Annotated in this window: 22 protein-coding genes and 2 pseudogenes; 14 read left to right on the forward strand and 10 right to left on the reverse strand. The window is 41.7% G+C overall.

What is annotated here, in order from left to right:
* A pseudogene (locus RMY00_RS34850) lies at window positions 1-497 on the forward strand (WD40 repeat domain-containing protein); the annotation flags it as partial.
* A 64-nt stretch (window positions 498-561) separates the two neighbouring features.
* Here the strand turns inward: RMY00_RS34850 and RMY00_RS34855 are convergent.
* From RMY00_RS34855 to RMY00_RS34865, 3 genes are all read right to left on the reverse strand, one after another.
* Window positions 562-1,158 (reverse strand): molybdenum cofactor guanylyltransferase, encoded by a 597-nt coding sequence (locus RMY00_RS34855; protein WP_322651921.1) that lies wholly within the window; start codon window positions 1,156-1,158, stop codon window positions 562-564.
* A gap of 34 nt (window positions 1,159-1,192) precedes the next feature.
* Window positions 1,193-3,244 (reverse strand): thioredoxin domain-containing protein, encoded by a 2,052-nt coding sequence (locus tag RMY00_RS34860; protein ID WP_322651922.1) that lies wholly within the window; start codon window positions 3,242-3,244, stop codon window positions 1,193-1,195.
* Between the two features lie 503 nt (window positions 3,245-3,747).
* Window positions 3,748-3,903 (reverse strand): hypothetical protein, encoded by a 156-nt coding sequence (locus tag RMY00_RS34865; protein ID WP_322651923.1) that lies wholly within the window; start codon window positions 3,901-3,903, stop codon window positions 3,748-3,750.
* 670 nt (window positions 3,904-4,573) lie between these two features.
* Between RMY00_RS34865 and clpP the strand changes: the two genes are divergently transcribed.
* A complete protein-coding gene (clpP, locus tag RMY00_RS34870; RefSeq protein WP_196517036.1) occupies window positions 4,574-5,185 on the forward strand; it encodes an ATP-dependent Clp endopeptidase proteolytic subunit ClpP in 612 nt (203 codons plus the stop codon).
* Window positions 5,186-5,338: 153 nt separating this feature from the next.
* Here clpP and RMY00_RS34875 read toward each other — a convergent pair whose 3' ends face one another.
* Window positions 5,339-6,226, reverse strand: a complete 888-nt coding sequence (locus RMY00_RS34875) for a hypothetical protein (RefSeq protein WP_322651924.1) — start codon at window positions 6,224-6,226, stop codon at window positions 5,339-5,341.
* A gap of 1,447 nt (window positions 6,227-7,673) precedes the next feature.
* On the opposite strand from RMY00_RS34875, the gene RMY00_RS34880 reads away from it, so the two are divergent.
* From RMY00_RS34880 to RMY00_RS34890, 3 genes are all read left to right on the forward strand, one after another.
* Window positions 7,674-10,028 carry a ribonuclease R family protein gene (locus RMY00_RS34880; RefSeq protein ID WP_322651925.1) on the forward strand — a complete coding sequence of 785 codons (2,355 nt, stop codon included), beginning with the start codon at window positions 7,674-7,676 and terminating at the stop codon, window positions 10,026-10,028.
* Window positions 10,029-10,229: 201 nt separating this feature from the next.
* Window positions 10,230-10,850: a flavin prenyltransferase UbiX gene (locus tag RMY00_RS34885; RefSeq protein ID WP_322651926.1), complete on the forward strand. Its 621-nt coding sequence runs from the start codon at window positions 10,230-10,232 to the stop codon at window positions 10,848-10,850.
* Window positions 10,851-11,154: 304 nt separating this feature from the next.
* A complete protein-coding gene (locus RMY00_RS34890; RefSeq protein WP_322651927.1) occupies window positions 11,155-11,856 on the forward strand; it encodes a LapA family protein in 702 nt (233 codons plus the stop codon).
* A gap of 19 nt (window positions 11,857-11,875) precedes the next feature.
* Here the strand turns inward: RMY00_RS34890 and RMY00_RS34895 are convergent, their stop codons facing one another.
* Window positions 11,876-12,070 (reverse strand): hypothetical protein, encoded by a 195-nt coding sequence (locus tag RMY00_RS34895; protein ID WP_322651928.1) that lies wholly within the window; start codon window positions 12,068-12,070, stop codon window positions 11,876-11,878.
* Window positions 12,071-12,973: 903 nt separating this feature from the next.
* Between RMY00_RS34895 and RMY00_RS34900 the strand changes: the two genes are divergently transcribed.
* The 6 genes and pseudogenes from RMY00_RS34900 (at window position 12,974) to argB (ending at window position 15,873) form a co-directional block, all read left to right on the forward strand.
* Entirely contained in the window at window positions 12,974-13,519 is a 546-nt protein-coding gene (locus RMY00_RS34900) for a shikimate kinase (RefSeq protein ID WP_322651929.1), read from the forward strand.
* A gap of 20 nt (window positions 13,520-13,539) precedes the next feature.
* Window positions 13,540-13,956: a XisH family protein gene (locus tag RMY00_RS34905; protein ID WP_322651930.1), complete on the forward strand. Its 417-nt coding sequence runs from the start codon at window positions 13,540-13,542 to the stop codon at window positions 13,954-13,956.
* Window positions 13,944-14,279 carry a XisI protein gene (locus RMY00_RS34910; RefSeq protein WP_322651931.1) on the forward strand — a complete coding sequence of 112 codons (336 nt, stop codon included), beginning with the start codon at window positions 13,944-13,946 and terminating at the stop codon, window positions 14,277-14,279. Before RMY00_RS34905 ends, RMY00_RS34910 begins: the two co-directional genes overlap by 13 nt.
* Window positions 14,279-14,422 (forward strand): annotated as a pseudogene (locus RMY00_RS34915) (shikimate kinase); the annotation flags it as partial. The gene RMY00_RS34910 and the pseudogene RMY00_RS34915, both read left to right, overlap by 1 nt.
* A gap of 295 nt (window positions 14,423-14,717) precedes the next feature.
* Window positions 14,718-14,918: a hypothetical protein gene (locus RMY00_RS34920; RefSeq protein WP_322651932.1), complete on the forward strand. Its 201-nt coding sequence runs from the start codon at window positions 14,718-14,720 to the stop codon at window positions 14,916-14,918.
* A gap of 61 nt (window positions 14,919-14,979) precedes the next feature.
* On the forward strand, window positions 14,980-15,873 hold the full coding sequence (gene argB, locus RMY00_RS34925) for an acetylglutamate kinase (protein ID WP_322651933.1): 894 nt from the start codon (window positions 14,980-14,982) through the stop codon (window positions 15,871-15,873).
* Between the two features lie 90 nt (window positions 15,874-15,963).
* Here the strand turns inward: argB and RMY00_RS34930 are convergent, their stop codons facing one another.
* Entirely contained in the window at window positions 15,964-16,392 is a 429-nt protein-coding gene (locus tag RMY00_RS34930; protein WP_322651934.1) for a hypothetical protein, read from the reverse strand.
* Between the two features lie 214 nt (window positions 16,393-16,606).
* On the opposite strand from RMY00_RS34930, the gene RMY00_RS34935 reads away from it, so the two are divergent.
* Window positions 16,607-17,149: a tetratricopeptide repeat protein gene (locus RMY00_RS34935; RefSeq protein ID WP_322651935.1), complete on the forward strand. Its 543-nt coding sequence runs from the start codon at window positions 16,607-16,609 to the stop codon at window positions 17,147-17,149.
* 254 nt (window positions 17,150-17,403) lie between these two features.
* On the opposite strand, the gene RMY00_RS34940 is transcribed toward RMY00_RS34935, so the two are convergent.
* The gene (locus tag RMY00_RS34940) at window positions 17,404-18,489 is read right to left on the reverse strand and encodes a glycosyltransferase family 4 protein (RefSeq protein ID WP_322651936.1); all 1,086 of its coding nucleotides are present in this window, start codon (window positions 18,487-18,489) and stop codon (window positions 17,404-17,406) included.
* A 519-nt stretch (window positions 18,490-19,008) separates the two neighbouring features.
* Window positions 19,009-20,460: a lipopolysaccharide biosynthesis protein gene (locus RMY00_RS34945; RefSeq protein WP_322651937.1), complete on the reverse strand. Its 1,452-nt coding sequence runs from the start codon at window positions 20,458-20,460 to the stop codon at window positions 19,009-19,011.
* 412 nt (window positions 20,461-20,872) lie between these two features.
* On the opposite strand from RMY00_RS34945, the gene RMY00_RS34950 reads away from it, so the two are divergent.
* The gene (locus RMY00_RS34950) at window positions 20,873-21,751 is read left to right on the forward strand and encodes a DUF3153 domain-containing protein (RefSeq protein ID WP_322651938.1); all 879 of its coding nucleotides are present in this window, start codon (window positions 20,873-20,875) and stop codon (window positions 21,749-21,751) included.
* A 127-nt stretch (window positions 21,752-21,878) separates the two neighbouring features.
* Here the strand turns inward: RMY00_RS34950 and RMY00_RS34955 are convergent, their stop codons facing one another.
* Window positions 21,879-22,214: a helix-turn-helix domain-containing protein gene (locus RMY00_RS34955; protein ID WP_322651939.1), complete on the reverse strand. Its 336-nt coding sequence runs from the start codon at window positions 22,212-22,214 to the stop codon at window positions 21,879-21,881.
* Between the two features lie 149 nt (window positions 22,215-22,363).
* On the opposite strand from RMY00_RS34955, the gene RMY00_RS34960 reads away from it, so the two are divergent.
* Window positions 22,364-22,981 carry an FMN-dependent NADH-azoreductase gene (locus RMY00_RS34960; protein WP_322651940.1) on the forward strand — a complete coding sequence of 206 codons (618 nt, stop codon included), beginning with the start codon at window positions 22,364-22,366 and terminating at the stop codon, window positions 22,979-22,981.
* 77 nt (window positions 22,982-23,058) lie between these two features.
* Here the strand turns inward: RMY00_RS34960 and pdxH are convergent, their stop codons facing one another.
* Window positions 23,059-23,703: a pyridoxamine 5'-phosphate oxidase gene (pdxH, locus tag RMY00_RS34965; protein WP_322651941.1), complete on the reverse strand. Its 645-nt coding sequence runs from the start codon at window positions 23,701-23,703 to the stop codon at window positions 23,059-23,061.
* Window positions 23,704-23,751: the final 48 nt, after the last annotated feature.

Here is a 23,751-nt window from a genome sequence, read left to right on the forward strand (position 1 = left end):
AAATCCATACCCTGACTGGGCATGATAACTTTGTCTGGAGCGTAAGTTTTAGCCCCGACGGCAAGACTTTAGCTTCTGGCAGTGATGACAAGACAATCAAACTTTGGAATCTAGATACAGGGAAGGAAATCCGCACCCTGACTGGGCATGATAACTTTGTCTGGAGCGTGAGTTTTAGCCCTGATGGCAAGACTTTGGCTTCTGGCAGTGAAGACAAGACAATCAAACTGTGGAATCTAGAGACAGCAAAGGAAATCCACACCCTGACTGGGCATGATAACCCTGTCTATAGCGTGAGTTTTAGCCTCGACGGCAAGACTTTGGCTTCTGGCAGTCGTGACAAGACAATCAAACTGTGGAATCTAGATTTCTGGAATCTAGACTTAGACACTTTAATAGGGCGCAGTTGTGATTGGGTAGGCGGTTATTTACAGAATAATCTTAATGTTAGCGAGAGCGATAGGCACTTGTGCGACGGTATTGGCACGCAAAAATGAAACCAATTCGCAATTCGCAATTCGCAATTAAATTTTTAAGGTGCGCCTCCGTTGGAGACTGACGTTAACTTAAAGCCAAGTCCTCTGGTGTATTACAGTTAAACAGCATTTCGGGTTCTGCTAAAGGCAAAACTTCTACAGGATATTGCTGAAGCCATTGCTGAAACGATCGCCCCCCTTGGTTGATAAACTCTAAGAGTTGTGGCAAACAGCGACGGCGATAGAAACCACACAGAGGTTCCCAACCTTTAGGATGATGAGCCAAAGCTGCGATCGCATTATCCCTCACGCTATCAAGTCTACTTACCCAATCTTGCAACACCTCAACCTGCAATCTCGGCAAATCGCAAGCTAGCAACAGTACCCAATCTGTTTTGACTTCGGCTAGCCCTTGGGCAAATCCAACTAAAGGCCCTTGGGCGAGAGATTCTCCAGATAAAGGCACTTCCCGAATAAACTCACAATCAGGCAAAAGCAAGTCTTGATAGCGTTCTGGCCAGGGAGTGACTACATAAACAACATCAGCACAGCTATGAGCAATGCTACAAACTCGCTGTAACAAAGGCACTCCTTGAATGGGAATCAAGGCTTTATCTTGACCCATCCGAGAACTCTTACCGCCTGCTAACACAATCGCTGTTAATTCGCTTCGCGTAGTCATTAACCCATGCCCAATGCCCAATGCCCCATGCCCATCATCCTCTATTCTGACTTTTCTCCACTTGCTGTAATAAATGCTCTACACTTTCTGCTGGTGCAAGACACTTCAAACCTTGGCAAACTAACCCAACACTTCCCTCTGGTAAATCAGATGTTACCGTAAATACAGCCGTTGGTAAAAACTTGGGGATCAGAGAGTTTATTTGTTCAGTGGTGCTGCTAATCAAGGTAGAATTACGATACCAATCCAACGCTGTAAATAAACTGGGGCAAGCTTGGGGAGCGCCATGCATTACACTCCTAAAAGCTTTCAAACCAAGTTCCGCTAAATCCAAATAATCTAAATTATCAGTGAGCAGAGCCAGACGAACAAGATTAGCGATCGCAATTCCATTCGCTGATGGTGTAGCATTATCAGCGTAACTGCGCTCCCGCACAATTAAATCTTGACTAGAATCGCTTGACGTATTATAATATCCACCTAACTCTACACTCCAGAGAAATTCGTTAAATTCATCTTGGATAGCGATCGCTTTTTCTAACCACAGTTTATGCTCAGGGTTGGAAGCTTGTAAATCCAGGAGAGCTTTAATAAAAAAGGCGTAATCTTCAGACTGCGCTAAAACGGTTGGTTCTCCTTGATAGTTGAGTCGCTGAAAACGCCCATCGACAAACTGATTTTCCAAGATAAAATTCGCTGCTCGTGCTGCTAATTCTAGATATAACGGTTCTTGGAAAACCCCAGCAGCCCTAGCTAGCCCAGAAATCATCAAGCTATTCCAAGCGACAATCATTTTCGTATCTGTCACAGAGGGAATGCGACCTGGCCAGTTCGTGGTTTTTGCTTCCTGGTTGTTACGAGCTGGGGGAAAATCTAAAGACTCAGAACTAACGCCATAGCGAGCGGTAAAAAGCTTACTCAGAGCCATTTCCACCGTTGCACTCAGTTGCCCAGAATAGCGTCTTTGCAAGACATTACGCCCTTCAAAGTTGCCGTTAGGTGTAACAGTAAACTGTTCTAATTCCTTTAATTCTTCAGGCGTTAACAATTGTTGTAGTTCGCCGTAACTCCAGACGTAAAAGGCTCCTTCTTCAGGTTCTACTGCCGTGGGATCAATAAAACTGTCGGCATCTTGAGCAGCATAGAAGTAACCTTCAGGCGCGGTCATTTCCCGCTTCAGCCATTGTACAGTACCAGCAACTGCTCTCTCAAAGGCTGCTTCTTCAACTCCTGCACTCCATAAAGAAGCTATATACTCCACAATCTGCCCATTGTCGTAGAGCATCTTTTCAAAGTGGGGTACTGTCCAAGTAGCGTCAACAGTATAGCGATGAAAGCCGCCGCCCACATGGTCGTAAATACCTCCCAGTGCTAAGTCTAGTCCCCGTTGGGTACAAACTTGCTTGCCATCATAACGAGATTCAAAATTAAATCGAGTTCCTCGCAGTGCTAATTCTGCATAGGGAATCATCGGAAAGCTATTACCAGATTGACTAGGAGTAATTACAGCTGTGCTGGTTTCCCAACCTTGACGGAGTAATTCATGGTCTTCAAGCTCATCTGTTGTACCGTCTTGTAACACCGCAGACGTGAGCAACGACTCAATAATTAAGGCTTTGCGTTGCTGTAATTCTGCTTTTTCGGTATCGTAATAACGGCGAAGAGCTTGCAACACCTGCAAAAATCCCGGACGGCCATAGCGGGGATCTACAGGGAAATAAGTACCAGCATAAAATGGCACTAAATCTTCTGGGGAAAGAAATACGTTTAAAGGCCAACCCCCTTGACCACTCATCATCTGCAAAGCTTGCATGTAGATGCTATCGAGGTCAGGTCTTTCTTCTCTGTCTACTTTGATGGGAAGAAAATTAGCGTTCATGTAGTCAGCGATCGCAATATCAGAAAAAGCCTCGCCTTCCATGACAGTACACCAGTGGCAACTAGAATAGCCAATGGAGAGAAAAATCGGTTTATTTTGCGCCCTTGCAGTTGCAAGTGCTTCATCACACCAAGACCACCAATCAATGGGGTTTTCGGCGTGTTTGCGGAGATAGAGGCTCTTAGCTTCAGCAAGGCGATTAGTCATGATTAAATGCAAATAGTTGCCTTCTTTGCTCAGTCTATCCTCTTCTCAGGAGTCTTAGGCTAGACGGGTATGTAGATAAGCAAGAAATCCTACGAGCGAATTAGCTCTTGGGTCAGAAGTCGTAGTACATAATGTGATATCGCTGACCAAAGAATAATTTTAATGCAGAACAACTAAATTTATTTATGGGGTTCTTATACCAATTCAAATAATATTTGCAACACATCAATTATTTGTAAGGGCACAACATTGCTTATTGGTGTCAGCTTAAGGTAAAAGCCATGTACCGCAAGGAACTTAAGTTCCTTACTAATAGCTCAAGTCATCTTTAGATGACTAAATATTCCTAAAAATCTTTAGTCTACTTCAGTAGACTTGAGCTATGAGCTTTGAACTTTAGTTCAAGGCGGGTGAGGAAGTTTTCAGTTAAGCTACTTTTAGGTTAAGTTGACACTTTTGACTTCCCTGTAGGGGCTGACACCTATACAATTGGTGAAAAATTCTTACTGAAAAGATCGCAATAGCAAGCTAACAATATTTGGTGGCGTTTCTCGAACAGGTGATGCTGTCTTGGACTGAATTAAAGTATTTGGGCTAAGTACTGCTATCAGATGGAGTAAGAAGGTGATGATGGCAGCTTGTATAAGTTTTTCCAACATGGCACGTCTCTCTGGATGGATAGCATTTCAAGTATGACTAGTTATTCTAAATACATTTAGTTTGATGGACTTACTGAATGTAACAAAAATAATTTGATATTTTCCAAGGGAAATCCTAAAAAAATGTTTAAATTGTTACAGGATTAAGATAATTCCCTAAGCAAGTCTGATTTTGGTCATCGGTCTAATCACCACATCGTCAAAGTTATCCAGCAAATGCCGAGATATGAGGTTGGCGATGATTAGAGTATTTTGATTTGTTCTTCATGGGATATTTTCTTAGACATATTTTGCGGTTAAAAAGTGCCTTTGGGGGTTGAATTTATCGCAAAATCATCTTTTGTACTGTTTTTGGGCAAGGGAAAACGTTGAAGAAGTAAGAGGGCAGAAGGAATAAGTCTTTATGGGATTCGACCCCTCCTGACTTGGCAGCCCTGAACTCCCGTTCAGTGTAGGTCTTAAACCTTTGCTAAAAAGTGGTCGCGCAGACGGTTTGGGCAATCAGAGAAGGGCTAAATCTCTTCTGTCTTCTGCCCTCTGCCCTCTGCCATCTGCCATCTGCCTTTCTTTGATAAAGGTTTAAGTTATCTGCTTGAGAACAATAGAGATAAACCCCAGTTTCGTGCTGTCACCGATAAAATGTATTTAAAGTATCCACAAACACGCTTCCATGATTCCTATCGTTATTGAACAATCGGGTCGAGGCGAACGCGCCTTTGACATCTACTCACGGCTGTTGCGTGAGCGCATCATCTTTTTGGGACAACAAGTTGACAACAACATTGCTAACTTGATTGTTGCCCAACTGCTGTATTTGGATGCCGAAGACTCGGAGAAAGACATTTATATGTACATCAATTCTCCCGGTGGTTCGGTGACGGCTGGTATGGGCATTTTTGACACTATGAAACACATTCGCCCTGATGTCTGTACAATTTGTACCGGATTGGCGGCGAGTATGGGCGCTTTCCTCCTCAGTGCTGGTGCTAAGGGTAAGCGGATGAGTCTACCCCATTCTCGGATTATGATTCATCAACCTCTAGGCGGCGCTCAAGGACAAGCGACTGATATTGAAATTCAGGCGCGGGAGATTCTATACCACAAACGGCGGCTGAACGACTATTTAGCTGAACATACAGGTCAACCAATTGAGCGGATTGCTGAAGATACTGAACGTGACTTCTTCATGTCACCAGAGGAAGCCAGAGAATACGGTTTGATTGACCAAGTGATTGACCGTCACGCTGCTGGTAGCCGTCCAGCAGTTGCTGTTCTTAATTAATAGTTGCGATCGGTAAATGGTGATTTACCACTTTTAATTTCCTTAAACCCCAAAAATAACCCCTTTTCATAACTGAAGAGGGGTTATTTTTGGAATAGGTGGACTGCTTAACTTAATACAGATTTGGACAAAGAACAAATGACAAATGACTAATCAAAATCCCGCTATTGGGTCTGGCTGAGATTGTAAGTATTTGAGGAATCCGTGTAATTCTTCTTCAGTTAGCAAAGTACGCCCCCGCTTACCGTAGGTTTCAATTAGATGTTCCCGCCCTTGTTCTGGTGTCCAGCCTAAACGCTGAAGTTCGACATCTGTTTTAGCAATTACATCCGATAAATCCACGGGTTCAGCTTTCTTCTTTCTCTTTCCTGTCACTGACGGGGTGGCAACATTCTCTTGAGGGCTGTAACTCCGAGGTGTAAATGGTGTGACATTATTGGCAGAAATTTCTGGAAAGGTTTGATTTTCTACCTGGTTATCAAAGGTTATTTCCAAGTTTTCCACTGGTGGGTCAAATTCTAGCTCTTTGTTGGCTATCGTAGGAAAGTTTTGACCTAAATCCTGGCTATAGCTATCGCTTGGTGGGGACGCACTACTGCTGTACCCGTACTGTTCATTATTGTTTGTTACTACTTCTGGTTTGATGTTCCGTACTTTAGAAGGTGGTATCGATATTTCTTTGTCGCTGACCATTGGCCACTGACTACCAACAAAATCCTCATCCTTTGCAGAGGAATAAGCAGCCGATTCATTCAATCCGCCTTTGGTATTCAAGGAAGGATTTAGCTGCGCTGGAGGAGTTGGATTTGAGCTAAATGCCACTGATTGCTGTGGTGCATTTGTAATACCCAAAACTATCAACGCCCTAGTTCTGGCTTGGTCTTCTGCTGCTTCTACTGTTTCTGCTGCTGCCATACCCGTAGCACGGGTTACGCCTTCTATTTGCACGCTTGCCCGGACAATATATTTTCCTTGAAAAATTTGCAATAATTCAGAAATCAGACTGCCTTTGGGATACAAGCTCTGGAATTGAGCCAACATAGTACTGCTACCAATCTAAATATTTTTAATAACGGAGTTGATCCTGCCTGTATGTTCAAGCTAGCTCATCTGCCCTTACTTTAATTTACATCTACTCGATACCCAGGATGCCTCAAGGAAGAAGACAAGGGGCAGGGGGCAGGGAGCAGGGGAGAGAACCTCATACACCCCATACATAAATGTAGGGGCCTTACGCTGTAGACGCATTATTTCTTGCGCTTGAGCGTCTCGAAATAAATGTTTAAATCAAAGGACATAAATAAATTTATTTGCTCTGGATTCCTTTTGACAGGGGAATCTTAGAATTTTTCTCCCTTGCTCCCTGCCTCTTCGGTGATCAGTTTCTTGGCAGGCGATGAAGTTATCAAGGTGATATTCTTACTTTGCCCTGTGTCCCAATTATTGTAGCAATAGCTCTTTTTTGACGAAATTTTTTGCTAGTGCTAACTTAATCTGGGTAGTCTTGCCTGCAATGCTATACTGATTACCCAACAGGATATCTAGAACTATTTTCTGGAAGTGCGCTCTAAATCTACAATAATGGAGATAAGGTTCGCCCTCACTGCTTATTAAGCTGCTTACCTAATTGTTACCGATTCTACATGTGGGAAAGTTAGGTTCACGGCAGTTCCGCCTAGTTCAAAATCAGAGTCTAATGTCGTAAAATTACCTTCACTCTAGACAATCAAACACCTGTAGTTTCCACGCCACTTGACGGCAGTTGCTCCACTTGGGGAGACCCCAAGACCGCACTGCCTTCTCCATTTGGGGAAGCCCTAAGACGGCAGTGGCTCCCCTGCATAGCCCTTTTGGGCAGTCTGGATTCTCTAAACCCAGCTTCTCAAAAACCCGTCGTGTAATTACCTAGCGGGGCTAAATCCTAATCAGGCGTGTAATCTTAAGTTTGGTTAGGTGAAGAGACTTGAACGCAGGCGAACTCTGAGATCATCGTGCAGTGAGAAGTTCGTAGACGCCCATTGTCTGTGGGTCGGCTTCCTTTGCTTAGACTGCGGGAGTAGTTTATCACTCTTGCGGGGTCGGGCTTCCTTTCCTTAGAACTTAGGAAGTCTTGCCTCTGAGCAATTCGTTTCCAACTTGTTTCTGTAAGCCGTGAGGATATACAGAAAAGAACCAGATTGAAGAAGAATTCAGAACTCAGAATTCAGGATTCAGAATCAATATAGTGGGGAATTCAGCGCAAAGTGCGGTGTTGGGGTCTCCCCAAGAGGAGCAACTTTGTAGGAGAGATCCGCCACTATAAAAGTTGACCACAAAACAAGAAAATTTTTGTGGGGAACTTAAACCTCTTGATTCAGACGCTTGCGGACTCGCTACCACTGCGCTATCCGCAAGTTACAGAGAATTTAATTCTGAGTTCTGGCAACTGACGCTTTTATTCTGTTTTGCTAAACAAAAATGATGTTTTGACCAAAGGTCGGTTCACTGCATGGAATTTTCAATCGCTACACTCCTTGCCAATTTCACCGATGATAAATTGGTAGCTCGGAAGGTTTTAGAAAAGAAACTTGGTTGTGAAGATGAAAAAAGTTTACAAAAACTTCACATTGCCTTAGATGTTCTGGAAAAAATCGGTATTTTAGTGAAAGAACGGGGCAAGTACCGCCGTGTCTCAGAAGAGGGAATAATCGAAGCAAAACTCCGTTGTTCTAGTAAAGGTTTTTGCTTTGCTATTCAAGATGTGGAAGGAGCTGAGGATATTTACATCCGCGAAAGTCATCTGAGTAATGCTTGGAATGGCGATCGCGTTTTGGTCAGAGTTCTCAAAGAAGGTAGTCGCCGTCGCTCTCCCGAAGGGGAGGTGAAGCTAATTCTAGAACGTTCTAACCACACTTTATTGGCACGAATTAAGCAGGTGGAAGCTGGTTTTAGGGCTGTGCCTTTAGATGATCGATTGCTGTTTGAACTGAAGATCCAGCCAAACGGGGCAAAATTGGAAGAAGCGATCGATCACTTGGTTCATGTAGAAGTTTTGCGTTACCCACTGGCACAATATCCTCCCCTTGGTCGAGTGGTGCAAATCCTCGGTAGCGATGCCGAAGCTGCTGCTGATATAGATTTAGTTACGTGCAAACACGACCTTTCCCGGACTTTTCCAGATAATGTCCTAGATGCAGCAGCCAAGTTGCCCAAAAAGCTACTCAAAGCAGACCTGAAAAATCGGCTGGATTTACGTAATTTATTTACCTTTACCATTGCAGGGGTAAATGGCGATACCAAAGTTATAGAAAACGCTTTTAGTTTAGAAAAAAACTTAGCCGGAAATTGGCTTTTAGGCGTTCATATCACCGATGTTTCTCACTATGTCCAACCTGATGAAGCCTTAGATAGAGAAGCACTCAAACGGGGCAAATCAGTGTATCTGGGAGAATTAGTACTGCCAATTTTGCCCCCAACTGTGGCAGAACGCTGTTCTTTGATACCTGGGAGCGATCGCTTAACCATCTCTTTTTTAATTACCATTGATCCCCAATCTGGACAAGTCCTAGAGTGGGAAATTCAACCTAGTGTAATTAACGTCGAAACAGCACTGAGTACTGAACTTGCCCAAGCAATTCTCACAGGTGAGGCACAAGAGCAATCATCACAGGTTTCCCAAATCTTGCAAGACCTCCAAGCCTTGCAAACAGCCGTCAAACAGGTACGCTTGAATCGTGGTAGCCTCCAGTTGAATCTGCCGCCCAGCCAAAACGCCTACTATGATGAGGGGATTCTTGGCGCTGTGGTAGTGAATGATTTACCAGTGCGATCGCTACTCACGGAGTTGGTACTGTTAGTTAATCAACTAATGGCAACTCACTTAAATGCTCTTGGTGTTCCTGCCATCTGGCGAGTTCAAGGTACACCCGATGTCGAAGATGTCCAGGAAATGCTGAAATTGGCAGTCAATTTAGGCGTTGACCTCACACTAGATCCAGAAGTCGATATTCAACCCTTAGATTATCAACATTTGACCACAGCTTTTGCGGAATCTCCTTCTGAGCAAGTTCTTACTTACTTGTTACAAGATACACTAAAACCATCTGCATACAGCACCACCAAAGGATCTCACTTTGGTCTGGCATTACCGCAATATGTCCACTTTAGCGCTCCTTTGCGACGTTACCCAGATTTGCTCATGCAGAGAGTGTATTACGCGCTACTCGAAAACGGACGCGATCGCCGCAATACCCGTGTAAGAGAGCGCGTTAACCTGCGCCACTCCTCCAGCCACGAGGAAATTAACTGGAATGTTTTACCCCCAGAATTGCAACAAGAACTGCAAAGCGATTTAACTAGGGTAATTGTCCAAATCAACGACCGAGAAAAAGAAGTCCAAGAAGCTGAAGCCGATTTAGCCGGACTGCAAAAAGCCCAACTGATGAAGCAACGCATCGGTCAGGTATTTCAAGGCGTAATTACCGGGGTTCAATCCTACGGTTTCTTTGTAGAAATTGAAGTACCAGCAGCTGAGGTAGAGTCCAGCAGTAATCCTGGTGTGCCTTTGCGGGTAGAAGGATTGGTACACGTCAGTTCTCTCAAAGATGATTGGTATGAATATCGCGCCAGACAACAAGCACTGTTTGGTCGGAAAAATCGCGCTTCTTATAGATTAGGCGATCGCGTCGCCGTACAAGTTAAGAGTGTCGATTACTACCGTCAGCAGATTGATTTGGTAACAGTTGGCAGCGATGGCGTACCCAGAGGTTTAACTGGCGGTGGTTCTAATGAGGAGTTTTCAGACCTCTACTTACCAAATGACATTGAGCCTGATGACCTAGACCCTTACTCTGATGATGAGTAAAGTGAAAAAGCAGAGAGCAGGGAGGAGGGGAGACAAGGGGACAAGGGGACAAGGGGACAAGGGGACAAGGTGACTTAAGTGATTTGCAACAAGTCTTTCCCTTTGTCCCTAATTCTCCTTGTCCCCAAGTCCTTTTCATCATGCCCTATGCCCAATGCCCCCTGGCCCCTGTCCCCTGTCTCTTAATAAAGTAAACCTTACGTGTCGAATAACACAAAACCTCTAATTTTAGGCGTATCAGGCGCATCTGGTCTGATTTACGCTGTTCGTGCAATCAAATTTTTGCTAGAAGCGGAGTTTAGTATTGAATTGGTTGCCTCTAAATCTACTTACATGGTTTGGCAGTCAGAACAGGAAATTCGGATGCCAGCAGAACCAACCGGGCAAGAACAATTCTGGCGAGAGCAAGCTGGAGTGGCAATTTCGGGTAAACTTCGCTGCCATCCTTGGGGTGATGTTGGAGCCGGAATTGCCAGTGGTTCATTTGCTACTCTGGGGATGATAATTATTCCATGCAGCATGAGCACAGTGGCAAAGCTAGCGACTGGCTTGAGTTCCGATTTACTAGAACGGGCGGCAGATGTCCAACTCAAAGAAGGACGAAAGCTGGTCATTGTTCCTCGTGAAACGCCTTTTAGCCTCATCCACCTCCGTAACTTAACCTCTCTAGCAGAAGTTGGAGTGAGAATTGTCCCCGCGATTCCTGCCTGGTATCACAATCCCCAAACTATTGAGGATTTAGTGGATTTTGTAGTTGCCCGTACTTTAGATCAACTAGATATTGACTGCATTCCAATTCAGAGGTGGCAAGGTCGTCGCTAACATTCTCAATGGATTTATTGTAAATTTCACAATAGTCCTAAAAAGGTAATGATAGAGATGGCTGATAGTGTCAGTAGTCAGTGAATAGTAGTTAGCGAAGAATATTCAGACTGATAACTGACCACTGACAACTGATCAAAGAGGCAGGGGAGTAAGGAGCAGAGGGCAGAGCGAGAAAGATTCTGGAATTACCGACTCTATTAGGGTCTCAGAGCAAATAAATTTATTTATCAGGTTTTCCCCCTGCCCCCTGCCCCCTTTCCTCTTTAGTGACCACTGATAACTGACAACTGACAAAATTGCTATGGCTGTAATTCGCTTAATTCTATTGGTGGCAGTACTGGGAGGACTAACGCTGTTATTAGTCCAAAATTTCTCACCTGCCCTATCGCTAGTATTTTTGGGCGTGCGAACTCAACCATTACCACTAGCGATATGGATTTTGTTTAGTACTGCCACTGGTGCTTTCACATCTATATTGATTGCGACCTTGTTTAATTTATCCAATTATTTTGGAGGAAGACAACGCCAAACTCCTAACCGCCGAAGCACAGCGCCTCGTGCGAAGGCAACCCGTAGAGAAAAATTTACATCTCGTCCTGCCAGTTCTCCACCACCAGCTAGTAAAAAAGAAGAGCCTACTAGTGATGTATTTGATGATTGGGAGACAAATAGCAGTAAAGATGATGATTGGAATTTTGATGAAAAGTCAGAGGAAACACCTACTTCTAATTCTCAAGCTCAACAGCCTAAAGACTCTACAAATTACGAACGTCAATCAGAAGCCAAAAGCAGTTCTCAATCTGGTTCAGTTTATTCTTACAGCTACCGGGAACCAAAAAATACGGCTGCGGGAAAAACTGAATCTGTTTATGATGCTGATTACCGGGTAATTATCCCCCCTTATCAGCCGCCAACTACCAATCAAGCCGATGATGATGATGATTGGGAATTTTTTGATGATGATGATGATTTTGAAGATGATGGTAAACGCCCCCGTCGGTGAGATGTAGCAGGCTACGTCTCTATTTGATGCCGCACCGCTCTCTAGACTCTTGCTTGACCTTACCAGTCATGGCAGCTTCCTGCAAAGTCATGAAAGCATTAAAATCTTCCAAGTCATACCGGGAAGTCAACAGTTGTCGTAGTTGATTTTCAGCTTCCATTGTCAAATAGCCAGTTGCTAAAGCTTTTTGTACAACATCACGAATTCGAGTCATAGTTGACGCCTCATCCATCCTATATTTATTCATTCAGCCTTATTGGGGTGAAATATGCAGTAGTTTTTGTGCCGAAATCTCAACTTGGCAAGCTTTTGTGGGCGATCGCAAGATATAAGTCATTATTTACACCTTTATAGGAAACATTTAATTGATTAGGGCTTGTTATAACTGAACTTTTAGAATAATGACGTTGTGCTAGTAGAAACACAGTATTCTGTATACTTGAATTTACTTACCAGAGTAAAAATTCGGATTATTTAAATAGACAGAAATAGTTTGGATAAAGTTTCAAACAAGCTATATTAATTTTTTAGTTAAGCATAGCGATCGCTATGCAGCAATTACCTAGTTACTTGAGGCAAATTACTACATTCGTGAGAAATTTATCATTTATGATTACAGTAATTTCACAGACGAATCGTTAATCTATTGCCTTAGTTACTTCAAATACACTAATAACGGTAATTACTACAGTTAATTCCTCTTAAATAGAAGAGAAAATTGTAGAATTTAAAAACAAATAAAAGCTTTCAGATAAATTCCAGTTGATATCTCATTTCTTCTGGCAATAACTTCCCAGATTAAAATTAAATCCCTCAATATTTCTCCAATTGAGCGGCGGTTTTGAGTGCAGTAAGTAATTTCTGAGTGCATAATAAAGCCACTATGATGAAGTATCACAAAGTTATCATCATGTGGTATCTTAGACATCTAATCAAGAAACACTCCTATAATAAGAATTTATATTTTAATTATCAGATCATTAGCGATCGCCAATCAAGTAATTTTATCCGGTTGCGCGATCGGTGAGAAACTCCATATTTTTAAATCCGAGATTAAGTCATTGAGTTTATAATTAGAAACTGTGACTCAGCACTCAGAATTGGAGCAAAGCAACTGGTGAGCAGCTTATTACAAGGAGTCAACCTGTACTTAATTGGGATAATGGGCGTTGGTAAGACGACAGTAGGACGCTTACTGGCGAAGGAATTGGGTTATGGGTTTGTGGATACCGATAATATTATTGCCCAAGTAACAGGTAAATCTATCAATCAGTTATTTGCACAAGTTGGTGAACCAGGCTTTCGCCAATTAGAAAGCGACGTGCTTTCACAAATTTGTGCTTTTACAAAGTTGACTATCGCAACCGGTGGCGGCATTGTACTGCGGCGAGAAAATTGGGGTTACCTGCACCACGGTTTGATAGTCTGGCTAGATGTGCCAGTAGAGATAATTTACAGCCGTTTAGCTGAGGATACCACAAGACCACTGCTGCAAGATGCAGATCCTAAAGAGAAATTGCGATCGCTCCTTGAACAACGAACACCACTTTATTCTCAAGCCGATTTGCACATCACCGAGCGAGAGGGAGATACACCTGAAGACGTTGCCAAGCGAATACTCGAGGCAATTCCTGGCGTACTAAAAAAAACAGTTTCTCATTAATAGGGAATATTAATCTAACTGTGTCTGCAAAAGATATTTTTCATGAATCAGTTAAAAAAGCTTTGCAAAAAGAACAATGGAGGATTACGAGCGATCCATTAAAATTTAAATTTGGGGAAGTCAATTTTCAAATTGATTTAGGCGTAGAAAAAATAATTGCCGCAGAAAAAGGAAATGAAAAAATAGCAATTGAAATCAAAAGCTTTTTAAACCCCTCGGCAATTACAGATTTTTACTCTGCTTTGGGACAATTTCTTAGTTACCGTATAGCACTAGCAGGACATGAACCAGAGCGAGTCTTATACTTAGCAGTTCCATTGGATACGTACAAAACATTTTTTCAACTGGAGTTTACTAAAACTGCGATCAAACAGTATCAGGTGCTATTAATTGTTTACAATCCAGTAGATGAGGTGATTGTAGAGTGGATAAACTAGCAAGATATCAAGAATATGTTAAAACATTGTTGACGAACTATGCCAGTGCTGATGTCTCGGATAACAATGTCGAAGTGCAACTGATTTTAGACACAGAACGCAATCATTATCAATGGATGAATGTAGGTTGGCAAGAATTTAATCGTATTTATCGATGCGTGATGCATTTTGATATTAAAGATGGCAAAATCTGGCTGCAACAGAATTTAACCGATCGCAATCCAGCAGAGGAGTTAGTGATGATGGGAGTACCACGAGAGGATATTGTCTTGGGTTTGCAAGCTCCTTATAAGCGTCAGTATACAGATTATGGCGTAGCGTAATGCGATCGCTCCTTGACCAACGAACACCACTTTATTCTCAAGCCGATTTACACATCACCGAGCGAGAGGGAGATACGCCTGAAGATGTTGCCAAGCGAATACTTGAGGCAATTCCTGGCGTTCTCAAAACACAATCTCATTAGCTGGTAAAAATATGTGATGGCTTCACATGAATTTAGTTTGATACTAAATTTTTCAGTTGAGGTAATGTCAATCAACTAACAACTGTTTGAGAGCGAATTCCTTGTAAGTAAGATATTTGAGATTTATTCTTTAGGCTTGTTTGTAGAGTTTTCTTAGAGAATGCTTGATCTGGATAACAGCTTGTACTTATTCCAGCAGCTTTTTTGAACATTTTTCCATAGAATGTTATACCCACTGTATTTTTGGGAACTCTTAACATTAAGTACAGTTTTCCCAAAGTTAGATTGGTAAGTCATGAAAGTTGCCCAGATTATTGACACATTAAGTATCTGGTGGAAGCAAAATTTGAGGTTAGGTATAAAGCCTGCCTTTTTCTGTTTGTTTGCGATCGCCCTTTCCCTAACTTTTGTGATCAATGCCTGTAGTCTTGGGCAAATTTCAGCACTAGCTATAGCTTATCAGTACAGACATACTCAATGGCATCAGAGATTGTGACGAGTTACAAAGTCTTCTACACTTACTGAAATAGGTTTTAACTCTCTCTATTAGGCTGCTCATGACGGTCAACGATTCTGAATACATCAGGCAAGCTGAAGCCACTCGTGTACGTGTACTAAGCGAAGCACTACCTTATATTCAACAATTTGCCGGTCGCACTGTTGTTGTCAAATATGGCGGCGCAGCCATGAAAGATAGCGCACTCAAAGACAAAGTTATCCGCGACATTGTATTCTTATCCTGCGTCGGCTTGCGTCCGATTGTAGTCCACGGCGGTGGCCCAGAAATTAACAGTTGGTTAGATAAGCTGGGCATTGAACCACAATTTAAGAATGGTTTGCGAGTCACTGATGCCGCCACAATGGATGTGGTGGAAATGGTTTTAGTTGGTCGAGTCAACAAAGAAATTGTCGCGCTCATTAACCAAGCGGGTGGATTGGCTGTAGGACTTTGCGGTAAAGACGGTAATCTATTTACAGCCCGTCCCCAAGGTCAAGAAGGCATCGGCTTTGTGGGCGAAGTCAGCAATGTGAATATCAAGATTTTAGAAACCCTCGCTAGCAATGGCTATATTCCGGTAGTGTCGAGCGTCGCCGGAGATGAGACAGGGCAAGCTTATAACATTAACGCCGATACTGTAGCTGGAGAAATTGCTGCTGCACTGGGAGCAGAAAAGCTAATTTTACTGACTGACACCAGTGGAATTTTAAAAGATTACAAAGACCCATCTACTTTGATTCCAAAAGTAGATATTCGTGAAGCCCGCCAGTTGATTGCCGATGGTATAGTTAGCGGTGGGATGATTCCCAAAGTCAGTTGTTGTGTGCGATCGCTTGCTCAAGGAGTCCGTGCAGCACACATCATCGATGGTCGCATTCCCCACGCCCTGTTACTCGAAATCTTTACTGATGTTGGGATTGGGACGATGATTCTGGGTTCGCAGTTTATGTAATAAGAGTGAGGTACAGACGCGATTAATCGCGTCTGTACAAAAGTGAGGAGTTTGGAGTAAAAAGCTCTACCTCATCTCCCTCATCTCTCTTTACCGGGGATAAACGAAAACACGCGATCGCCCGCCGCTAAATGGTCTACGATGCCATGAATTATCTATAATCACCGGATTAACTATGGTTGAGTCTCGAATTGCCGGATTAATCAAAGTTGGATTAATCAGGGTGGAATTTCTCACGTTCTGCCTGAACTGGGGATAGTAATAATCGGGGTAATTATTGCGTTGTGGCATGAGTCCCGTTCCTGGATCTACAGGCATAGGTGTGGGAATCGGGCTACCATAAATAAAGGAACCTACAGGAGGCGATTGCCTAACTCCATAACCAGGTGTGGGAATCGGATTACTATAGATGAAGGAACCTACAGCAGGCGATTGCCTGGCTCCATAAGCACCATCAATCACGATCACAGACTGTGCAGAAGCTGGAGCAATGCTTACACCCATCACTGTTATAGTCATGCCTGCTAAGAGCCAATTTAGTTGCGAATGCTTGATTTTCAACATATTTTGCTCACTTGTATTTGATACCGGAATTTTTAATTAGAAAATAATCACAGCTACTTAGTTAAAATTTTAGAAGTTTATTCAGTTTCAGGTTGCTAGCTTTTGAAAAAATTCCAAAAAGATTGCTGGTATTGGCAAAATTAAAATAGTGGTGATTTTTGTATAAACCGTGAGTGTAGAAAGTTTAGAAATTGCTAAAACCCGCTACCAGGCTGGGAAAGTTGCTTTTGAAAATGGGCAATACCGCGAAGCCATAGAAAATTTAGAAAAAGCCAGCGCCCTATTAGCTCGTAATTCTCGCCTTGGGGGGGAAGTAGAAATTCATCTGGTGACAGCTTATGAAGCAGCTGGACGCACCGATGATGCGATCGCTCTTTGCGAAAGACTTAAACGCCATGCCCATTTTGAAATTGGCAAGCAAGCGCGACGGATGCTCTACATCTTGAAAGCACCAAAGCTAAAAAGACCCAGCGAGTGGATGACCGAAATCCCAGACTTGGGCGCACTAGCCGATAATGAACTCAAAATTTCTATTGCTGCTAAGTCTACTAAATCTTCTGGACAGCAGAAGCCTAAACCTACGGAGCCGGAATTCGTTGACCTCAGTCAGGTCAATACCAGAGATAATCGCTTTATTTGGGTGGCGCTAATTGCTATCGGTTTAACCATCTCGTACTTGGTTTGGTTAAGTATTTCAGGAAGCCCAAGCTGATAACAACTCATATTAGATTAGTTTCCTACTATGAGCAGTAATTTCAGATGAATGTAGAGTTATTCAAAGGAACAAGAATAACCATTTAATTATGGTCGTTAACAATGTTTCGGATAATACTTATTTTTTGCTCTTTGAAGCTATTATTTGCGCGGCGTCTTCGGAAATTACTGCCTTTGACCGCTTTCAACGCGGCACTAAGACATTAACTTTACTTTTCTCTTACCTAATCGGATACCTAATACTTAAATTATTTAATTATTATCAGCATGATAATATACATCTGCTGTCATTTTAGCAATGTATTTCCAATTATATTCTTTAGCTAGCTGGAGGTTATGTTCTCCCATCAAAAATAGCTCATCGTGCTTTTTTACAGCAGAATTTATAGCATTTATTAAGCCATTCTGATCATCTATCTGATATAAAAATGCACCTGCATCGTCAAGCACTTCTCCGATGCAACCTTTGCGTGGTGCTATACAAGCTTTACCAAAGGACATTGCTAAAAGTACTGCACCCGATGTTAAAATATCCCGGTATGGAAAGATAACTGCATCACAAGCATTCATATAAAGTTGAATTTCATCATTTGGAACAAAGCCTGGAAAAAACTTGATTCTTTGATCATTAGCAATCTTCTGCCGAAGCGTATCTGTTATTTCTTGATTATCCAAGTGAACTCTACCAGCAATTACTAGTTGGATTTTCTCACTGTGTAGTTGATTGAACGTATCTATAAGTTGAAATACTCCTTTGTAGGGACGAATTGAACCAAGGAAGAGAAAAACAAGATTAGAATCTTTTAAACCTAATTTTTCTCTGGCTGTTGCTTTTTCAATCTTATTCTCGTAAAAGTCTATGTAATTACCATGTGGAACAACAAATACTTTATCTTTGTTCCTTATAGAAAACTGTTTCACAGTCTCTTCTTTTGCTACTTGGCAATGAGTAATGATAGCATTAGACAATTCAGCTACGATAATGCTATAAATCCGATCAAAAATAAAGTTTACGCTTTCATGATTCTTCAGGTTATGTACAGTCCAAATAATTTTTATTCCAAATAATTTTAGTAAAACTAGCTGCAATACAACTATTAATAATTTGAGTATATTAAATTGATTTTGATATGCAAAGAATGGATCTAACCAATGCAAATGTATAAAATCTGCCTTCTCACGTAAAATTACTAAGGGTAAAAAGAAGGTTGTTGAAGATGAAATGCCTGGGAGTACTAATTCAATACCTACTTTTTCTAAATTATCACTTAGTTGTGTTATGTAGGGGTTCCCATCAACAAATGTTTTAGGTAGAAAAATTGATTTTATTTTTTCCATTTTTCATTTTTCATTTTAGGAGTTGTTTAGACTTTACATAAGTAATTTGTCAATGTTGTGTCAAGAGGATGTAATTTTTACGACTGCTTGTAAATTAAAAGTCAAGAGTTATGATTAAAAAGCTTGTTGCTGCTGATGTTTTCTTTGTAGGCGATCGCTAACCAATTACAGCAGTACAAATATTGTGATATTTTTAACTCTTTAGCAGCATTCCCAAAAGTTGCTTCATCTGGGCAATTTGGCTCACCACGTTGGGTTATCTAGTGATGATTGGGATATTTTGGGTTTTAGTTACAAGAGAAAGCAGTTATTGTTGGAGAAAAGAAGTATTAATGAAAACTTGAGTTGTATAGCCGCACTAGTATATTTCGACTACGCTCAATAACAAAAAAATTGTGTCGAATAGAAGCTCTGCCTCCTGTCAAATCAAGAGGCAGAGCCTTGTTGCTCATTCGGTAGTAGCAGTTTTGGGTTCGCTGTTAGCTAATCGTAGAGCTTATAAATCCTATATATGCTGCCTTAACGGGCAATATTTACCACTTGCCAAAATAATTTTGGCGCAATCAAGAAAATTGACAAAACGTATACTATGATACCTACAAATATAGAAAGAACTAGTAACGCAAAAGAACTGATTAATGTACTCAAAAAATATTTAACAATAAAAATAGCAATCAGCATAATTATTGTTCCTGCTAGAGGGATCAAACCTTGGCGCAGGTAAGTTCTTATATCAATGCGAATCAACTTCCAAACTACCCAAATATCAAGGGGTGCCATCAAATAACTTCTGAGAACGTAAGCTGCTGCAACAGCAACAATTCCCCATTTAACTGATATAGCGAAGACAATAACATTACAGACGGCTTGTACAAAATCTAAAGCCAATTTCCAAAAAGGTTTTCCTACAGCCATCATTACAGGGGCATTAAAATAAAAATAAGCATAAATAATACCCATAAGATTCAAAACTTGCATTACTGGAATACTTGGTGACCATTTTTCTCCAAATATAACCAATACTATTTCAGGTGCTAATATTACCGTGGCCAGAAACCCCGGAAAAGTAATTAAGCTTGTAAGTTGGATTCCTTGATAAAGTGCATTGCGTAATCTTTCAGGTTCTTCTTGTAATCTGGAAAAGGTAGAAAGAGAAACTTTTGAAATAATGACAGTTAGTAATTGCGTTAAATTTAGCAGCAAACGATAGGCAACACTGTAATACCCTAATGCAGTGGAACCCAGGAAGTAGCCGATTAAAAAATCGTCAGAACGGCGGTTTAAAAAGTTAAATAAATTCATCCCCATTATATTCACTCCAAAGGCAAATAGTTCTTTGAAGTGTTTTGGCGAAAATCTGAATCCTGGACGCCAGTCACTTACCCACCAAAGTACTAAAACTTGTGCAAAGCTAGTGGTTAATTGCTGACCGACAAGGCTCCAGACTCCAAATCCCATAAACGCCATAGTTAAACCGACTATTCCGCCAATAATTACTGCTAACAATGAGCGTATAGCAAGGGATTTGAAAGCCAGTTTTCGTTGAAATACTGCTTCTTGAACAGTACTAAAACCACTAATTATAAAGCCTAAAGATAAATAGCGGATTATTGGCGTAACCTGTGGCTCTTTGAATAAATCACCAATTAATCCAGCACAAGCAATACTTAATATTGCTACCAGTCCACTGACTCCTAAATTAGTCCAAAAGGCAGTATCTAAATGTTCTTTTTCTATATCTTGACGTTGTACAATTGCTTGGGAAAAACCTTGGTCAATAAAAATCTGCAAAAAGTTCAAAAATATGGTGGATAAAGCAACTAAACCAAAAGTTTCTGGCCCTAGCAAGCGTGCCAGTATAAAGAAAATACCAAGGGCAATAACTTGACGTCCCCAATTGTCTAGAGCAGACCACAACACCCCTTTAACAGCTTTTTGTCGTAAATTGGATGAATTTTTATGTGATTGCATTATAGAGTCTACCCCTGAAATAACCTATAATGAACTTAGATTTTGGTGTCTGCAATCGTCTGCTTGGTTTGCAACCATTACAGTTCGATACTCTTGCGGTAAAACTAAATTTTTGCACATAGCGTTAGTTATTATCCAAATTTTTTAATCTAAAAACAATAAAGCAAAATATTATTAGTTAAGTGATTGATATAATGTTCCGAAAAATAGTTTTTCACATTTAATGAATTATTCATTAAAGATTATACTACTTTTTGCAAATTTGTAGTAATTGAATAAACTTTACCAATCTGTTGCGAACTTTACCAAAATTATAGAAACTGGTGTGGAAACGTTTAACACCAATTTGCCTTGTATTGAGGTAAAAGTCAAGATTCGTTAAAAAGTTTGACTTTTGGAGAGACTTATAGTTATGAATTCTTCCATTTTCAGACAGATTTTCTTGTGGTTAATCAGACCATTTAGGTTTTTATTGACATTGAATGGTCGAAATCGAATGAACCGCGTCTTTCCCATACGAAATCCTATTCTCTGGCTAGTGCTGTTAACATCGCTGCTACTGACTGGCTGTGTTAAGTACGATGTAGGGCTTAATTTTGAAAACTCAAATAGTGGCGAATTAGTACAGCATATTAAGTTGGGAGAGCGGCTAACTAGTTTTAGTGGCGATTCTGTGTACGAATGGTTAAACAGCATAGAGCGCCGCGCCCGTCAACTAGAGGGGAAAACACAGCGAGTTTCCCAAGAAGAAATCATTGTCACCATTCCTTTTAGTAGTGGTAGGGAATTACAAGAGAAGTTTAACGAATTTTTTAACTCCCGTGCGAATCAATCCTCTGAGTCAGTGGAGAGCCAATCTGACTCAGAACTACCGAAAATTGAATCAAATGTACTCTTGGAGCAGAACAATTTTTTACTTTTAGTCCGAAATCGGTTAATTTATGATTTGGATTTGCGATCGCTATCCTTAATTGCCAGCAAAGGTAACGTCTTGACTAATGCTGGTTCAATTCTCGACTTGGAATTTAGCTTGAAGACTCCTTGGGGAGCCAAAAATATTCAACTAACTGAAACTGCGATAGAGCCAGAAAAAAATGGCAATCGATTAGTGTGGAAACTCCAGCCTGGTGAGCTAAACCACATAGAAACCATTTTCTGGCTTCCCAGTCCCCTTGGTATTGGTGCGTTGTTAATTATCCTGTTTGTCTGGGGAGGATTGTACTTGAGATACAATTTCATGCCAGATCCCAGAATTCAGTTTTCTCCCAAAGTAGCAGTAAATAGGGAATAGGGGATAGGGAATAGGGAATAACTTTAGTTTTGGGTTTAGAGCCGCACTCAAAAAGAAAAATTATGCTGGGATTGCTTGCAACGAAGCATAAAGCGTTCTTATTCCAATCCCACAACTTCAGTGGTCACTATTCCCGTTGTTCGCTGCCATACCAACGTTCAGCAAGCGCACTGAGTTGATGAAGTACATCAATGAGTTCCTGACCACGTTCTGTAAGACCGTAAGTTACTTGTGGTGGGACAGTTGGTTCATAGTGGCGATAAATAATTTCTGCTGCCTCAAGCATCCTCAGTCTTTCCGTCAGAACTTTGGTGGAGATGCCCTCAACTAGGTGTTTCAATGCACCAAAGCGAGTAGGCCCACTATTACACAACACCCACAGTATATACATTGTCCAGGGGCCTGATAGTAAGGACATCAGAATACTGACAGGGCAAGCATCAGGATTTTTAGAGACAGACATCGATAAGTTAGCTAAAATTGTTCGACAGTTACTTTATGGTAACTACTTTACTTTAGTAACTAGTTACTTTTAGTATCTGATGTAATGCTTTGAAATTTAGACTCAAAAACAGTAAAAGCAGTAAATGCTAGCTAATCAGGAGATATTTGGTGGTAAACATCCTACATATTGATTCCAGCCCTCGTGGTGAGCGCTCGCACTCCAGAGAACTATCTAAGGAATTCGTCAGTGCGTGGAAAGCAGCACATCCTCAAGATGCGATCGCCTATCGAGATATCGGGCATCACACAATTCCTCACGTAGATGAAGCTTGGATTGCGGCGGCATTTTCACCACCAGAAACCCATACCCCAGAATTAACAGAGGCACTTAGGATTTCTGACGAACTGATTGATGAGTTTTTAGCAGCCGATCGCTACGTCTTTGGAGTGCCAATGTACAACTTCAATATACCTTCCACTTTTAAGGCTTACATCGACCAAATTGTTCGCGCTAACCGGACTTTTGCTGTAGATGCTCAAGGCTTAAGAGGATTAGTCGAGGGTAAAAAGGCGGTTATCATCACAGCTCGCGGCGGTGACTTTAGCGCGACCTCCCCTGCTGTTGCCTACGACTTCCAAGAACCCTACCTACGGGCGATTTTCGGTTTTATTGGAATTACAGACATTCAATTTATTAACGCTAATAGCCTGAACGAGGGAGATGCCCGTACCCAATCTCTATCAGAAGCACGGGCAGCAATTCAAAATTTGATTGCTCAATGGTAATTTGACGCGGGGCATTGGTTATAGGTTCTTCTTCCCCTGCTTCCCCTGCCCCCTGCCCCCTGCTCCCTGCTTTCCCTTCACGGTGACAACCGCTCAATTTTCCAAGTGTGATTATCTAAACGGCTATAGAGCAAGCGATCGTGCAGACGACTGGGGCGGCCTTGCCAAAACTCAATTTCTATGGGGATCACTCGTAAGCCCCCCCAATGAGGAGGTCGGGGAATCTCCTCATTTTCATATTTGCTCTTAAACTCCTGCAAACGTCGCTCCAGGACTTCTCGGCTTTCTATCACCTCGCTTTGATTAGATATCCACGCACCCAGACGACTGTTGGCAGGGCGGCTGTGAAAATACTGGTCGGACTCAGTTTCGGAAACTTTCTCCACATACCCCGAAATCCGCACTTGACGTTCTAGTTCTGCCCACCAGAATACTAAAGCCCCCTGAGGATTTTCTGCTAGTTCTTGTCCTTTATGACTGTTGTAGTTGGTAAAGAATGCAAAGCCCCGTTCATCAAAATCTTTGAGTAATACCATTCTGGCTGAGGGCTTACCGTCTGGTGTCGCGGTAGCAATGGTCATGGCATTAGGTTCTGGAAGTTGAGCTGCTAGTGCCTGATCGAACCATTTTTTAAATTGAATAAACGGATTGAGGTCAACCTCAAGTTCGCTTAAACCTTGCAAGGTGTAGTCTTTGCGAAGGTCAGCTACGGTTTTGTCCATTTTGATTTACTTCCTTGTTATCAGATACGCTTATACATGTCTTTGTTA

Source organism: Nostoc sp. ChiVER01 (genome assembly GCF_034531155.1).
Taxonomy (GTDB): Bacteria; Cyanobacteriota; Cyanobacteriia; order Cyanobacteriales; family Nostocaceae; genus Nostoc.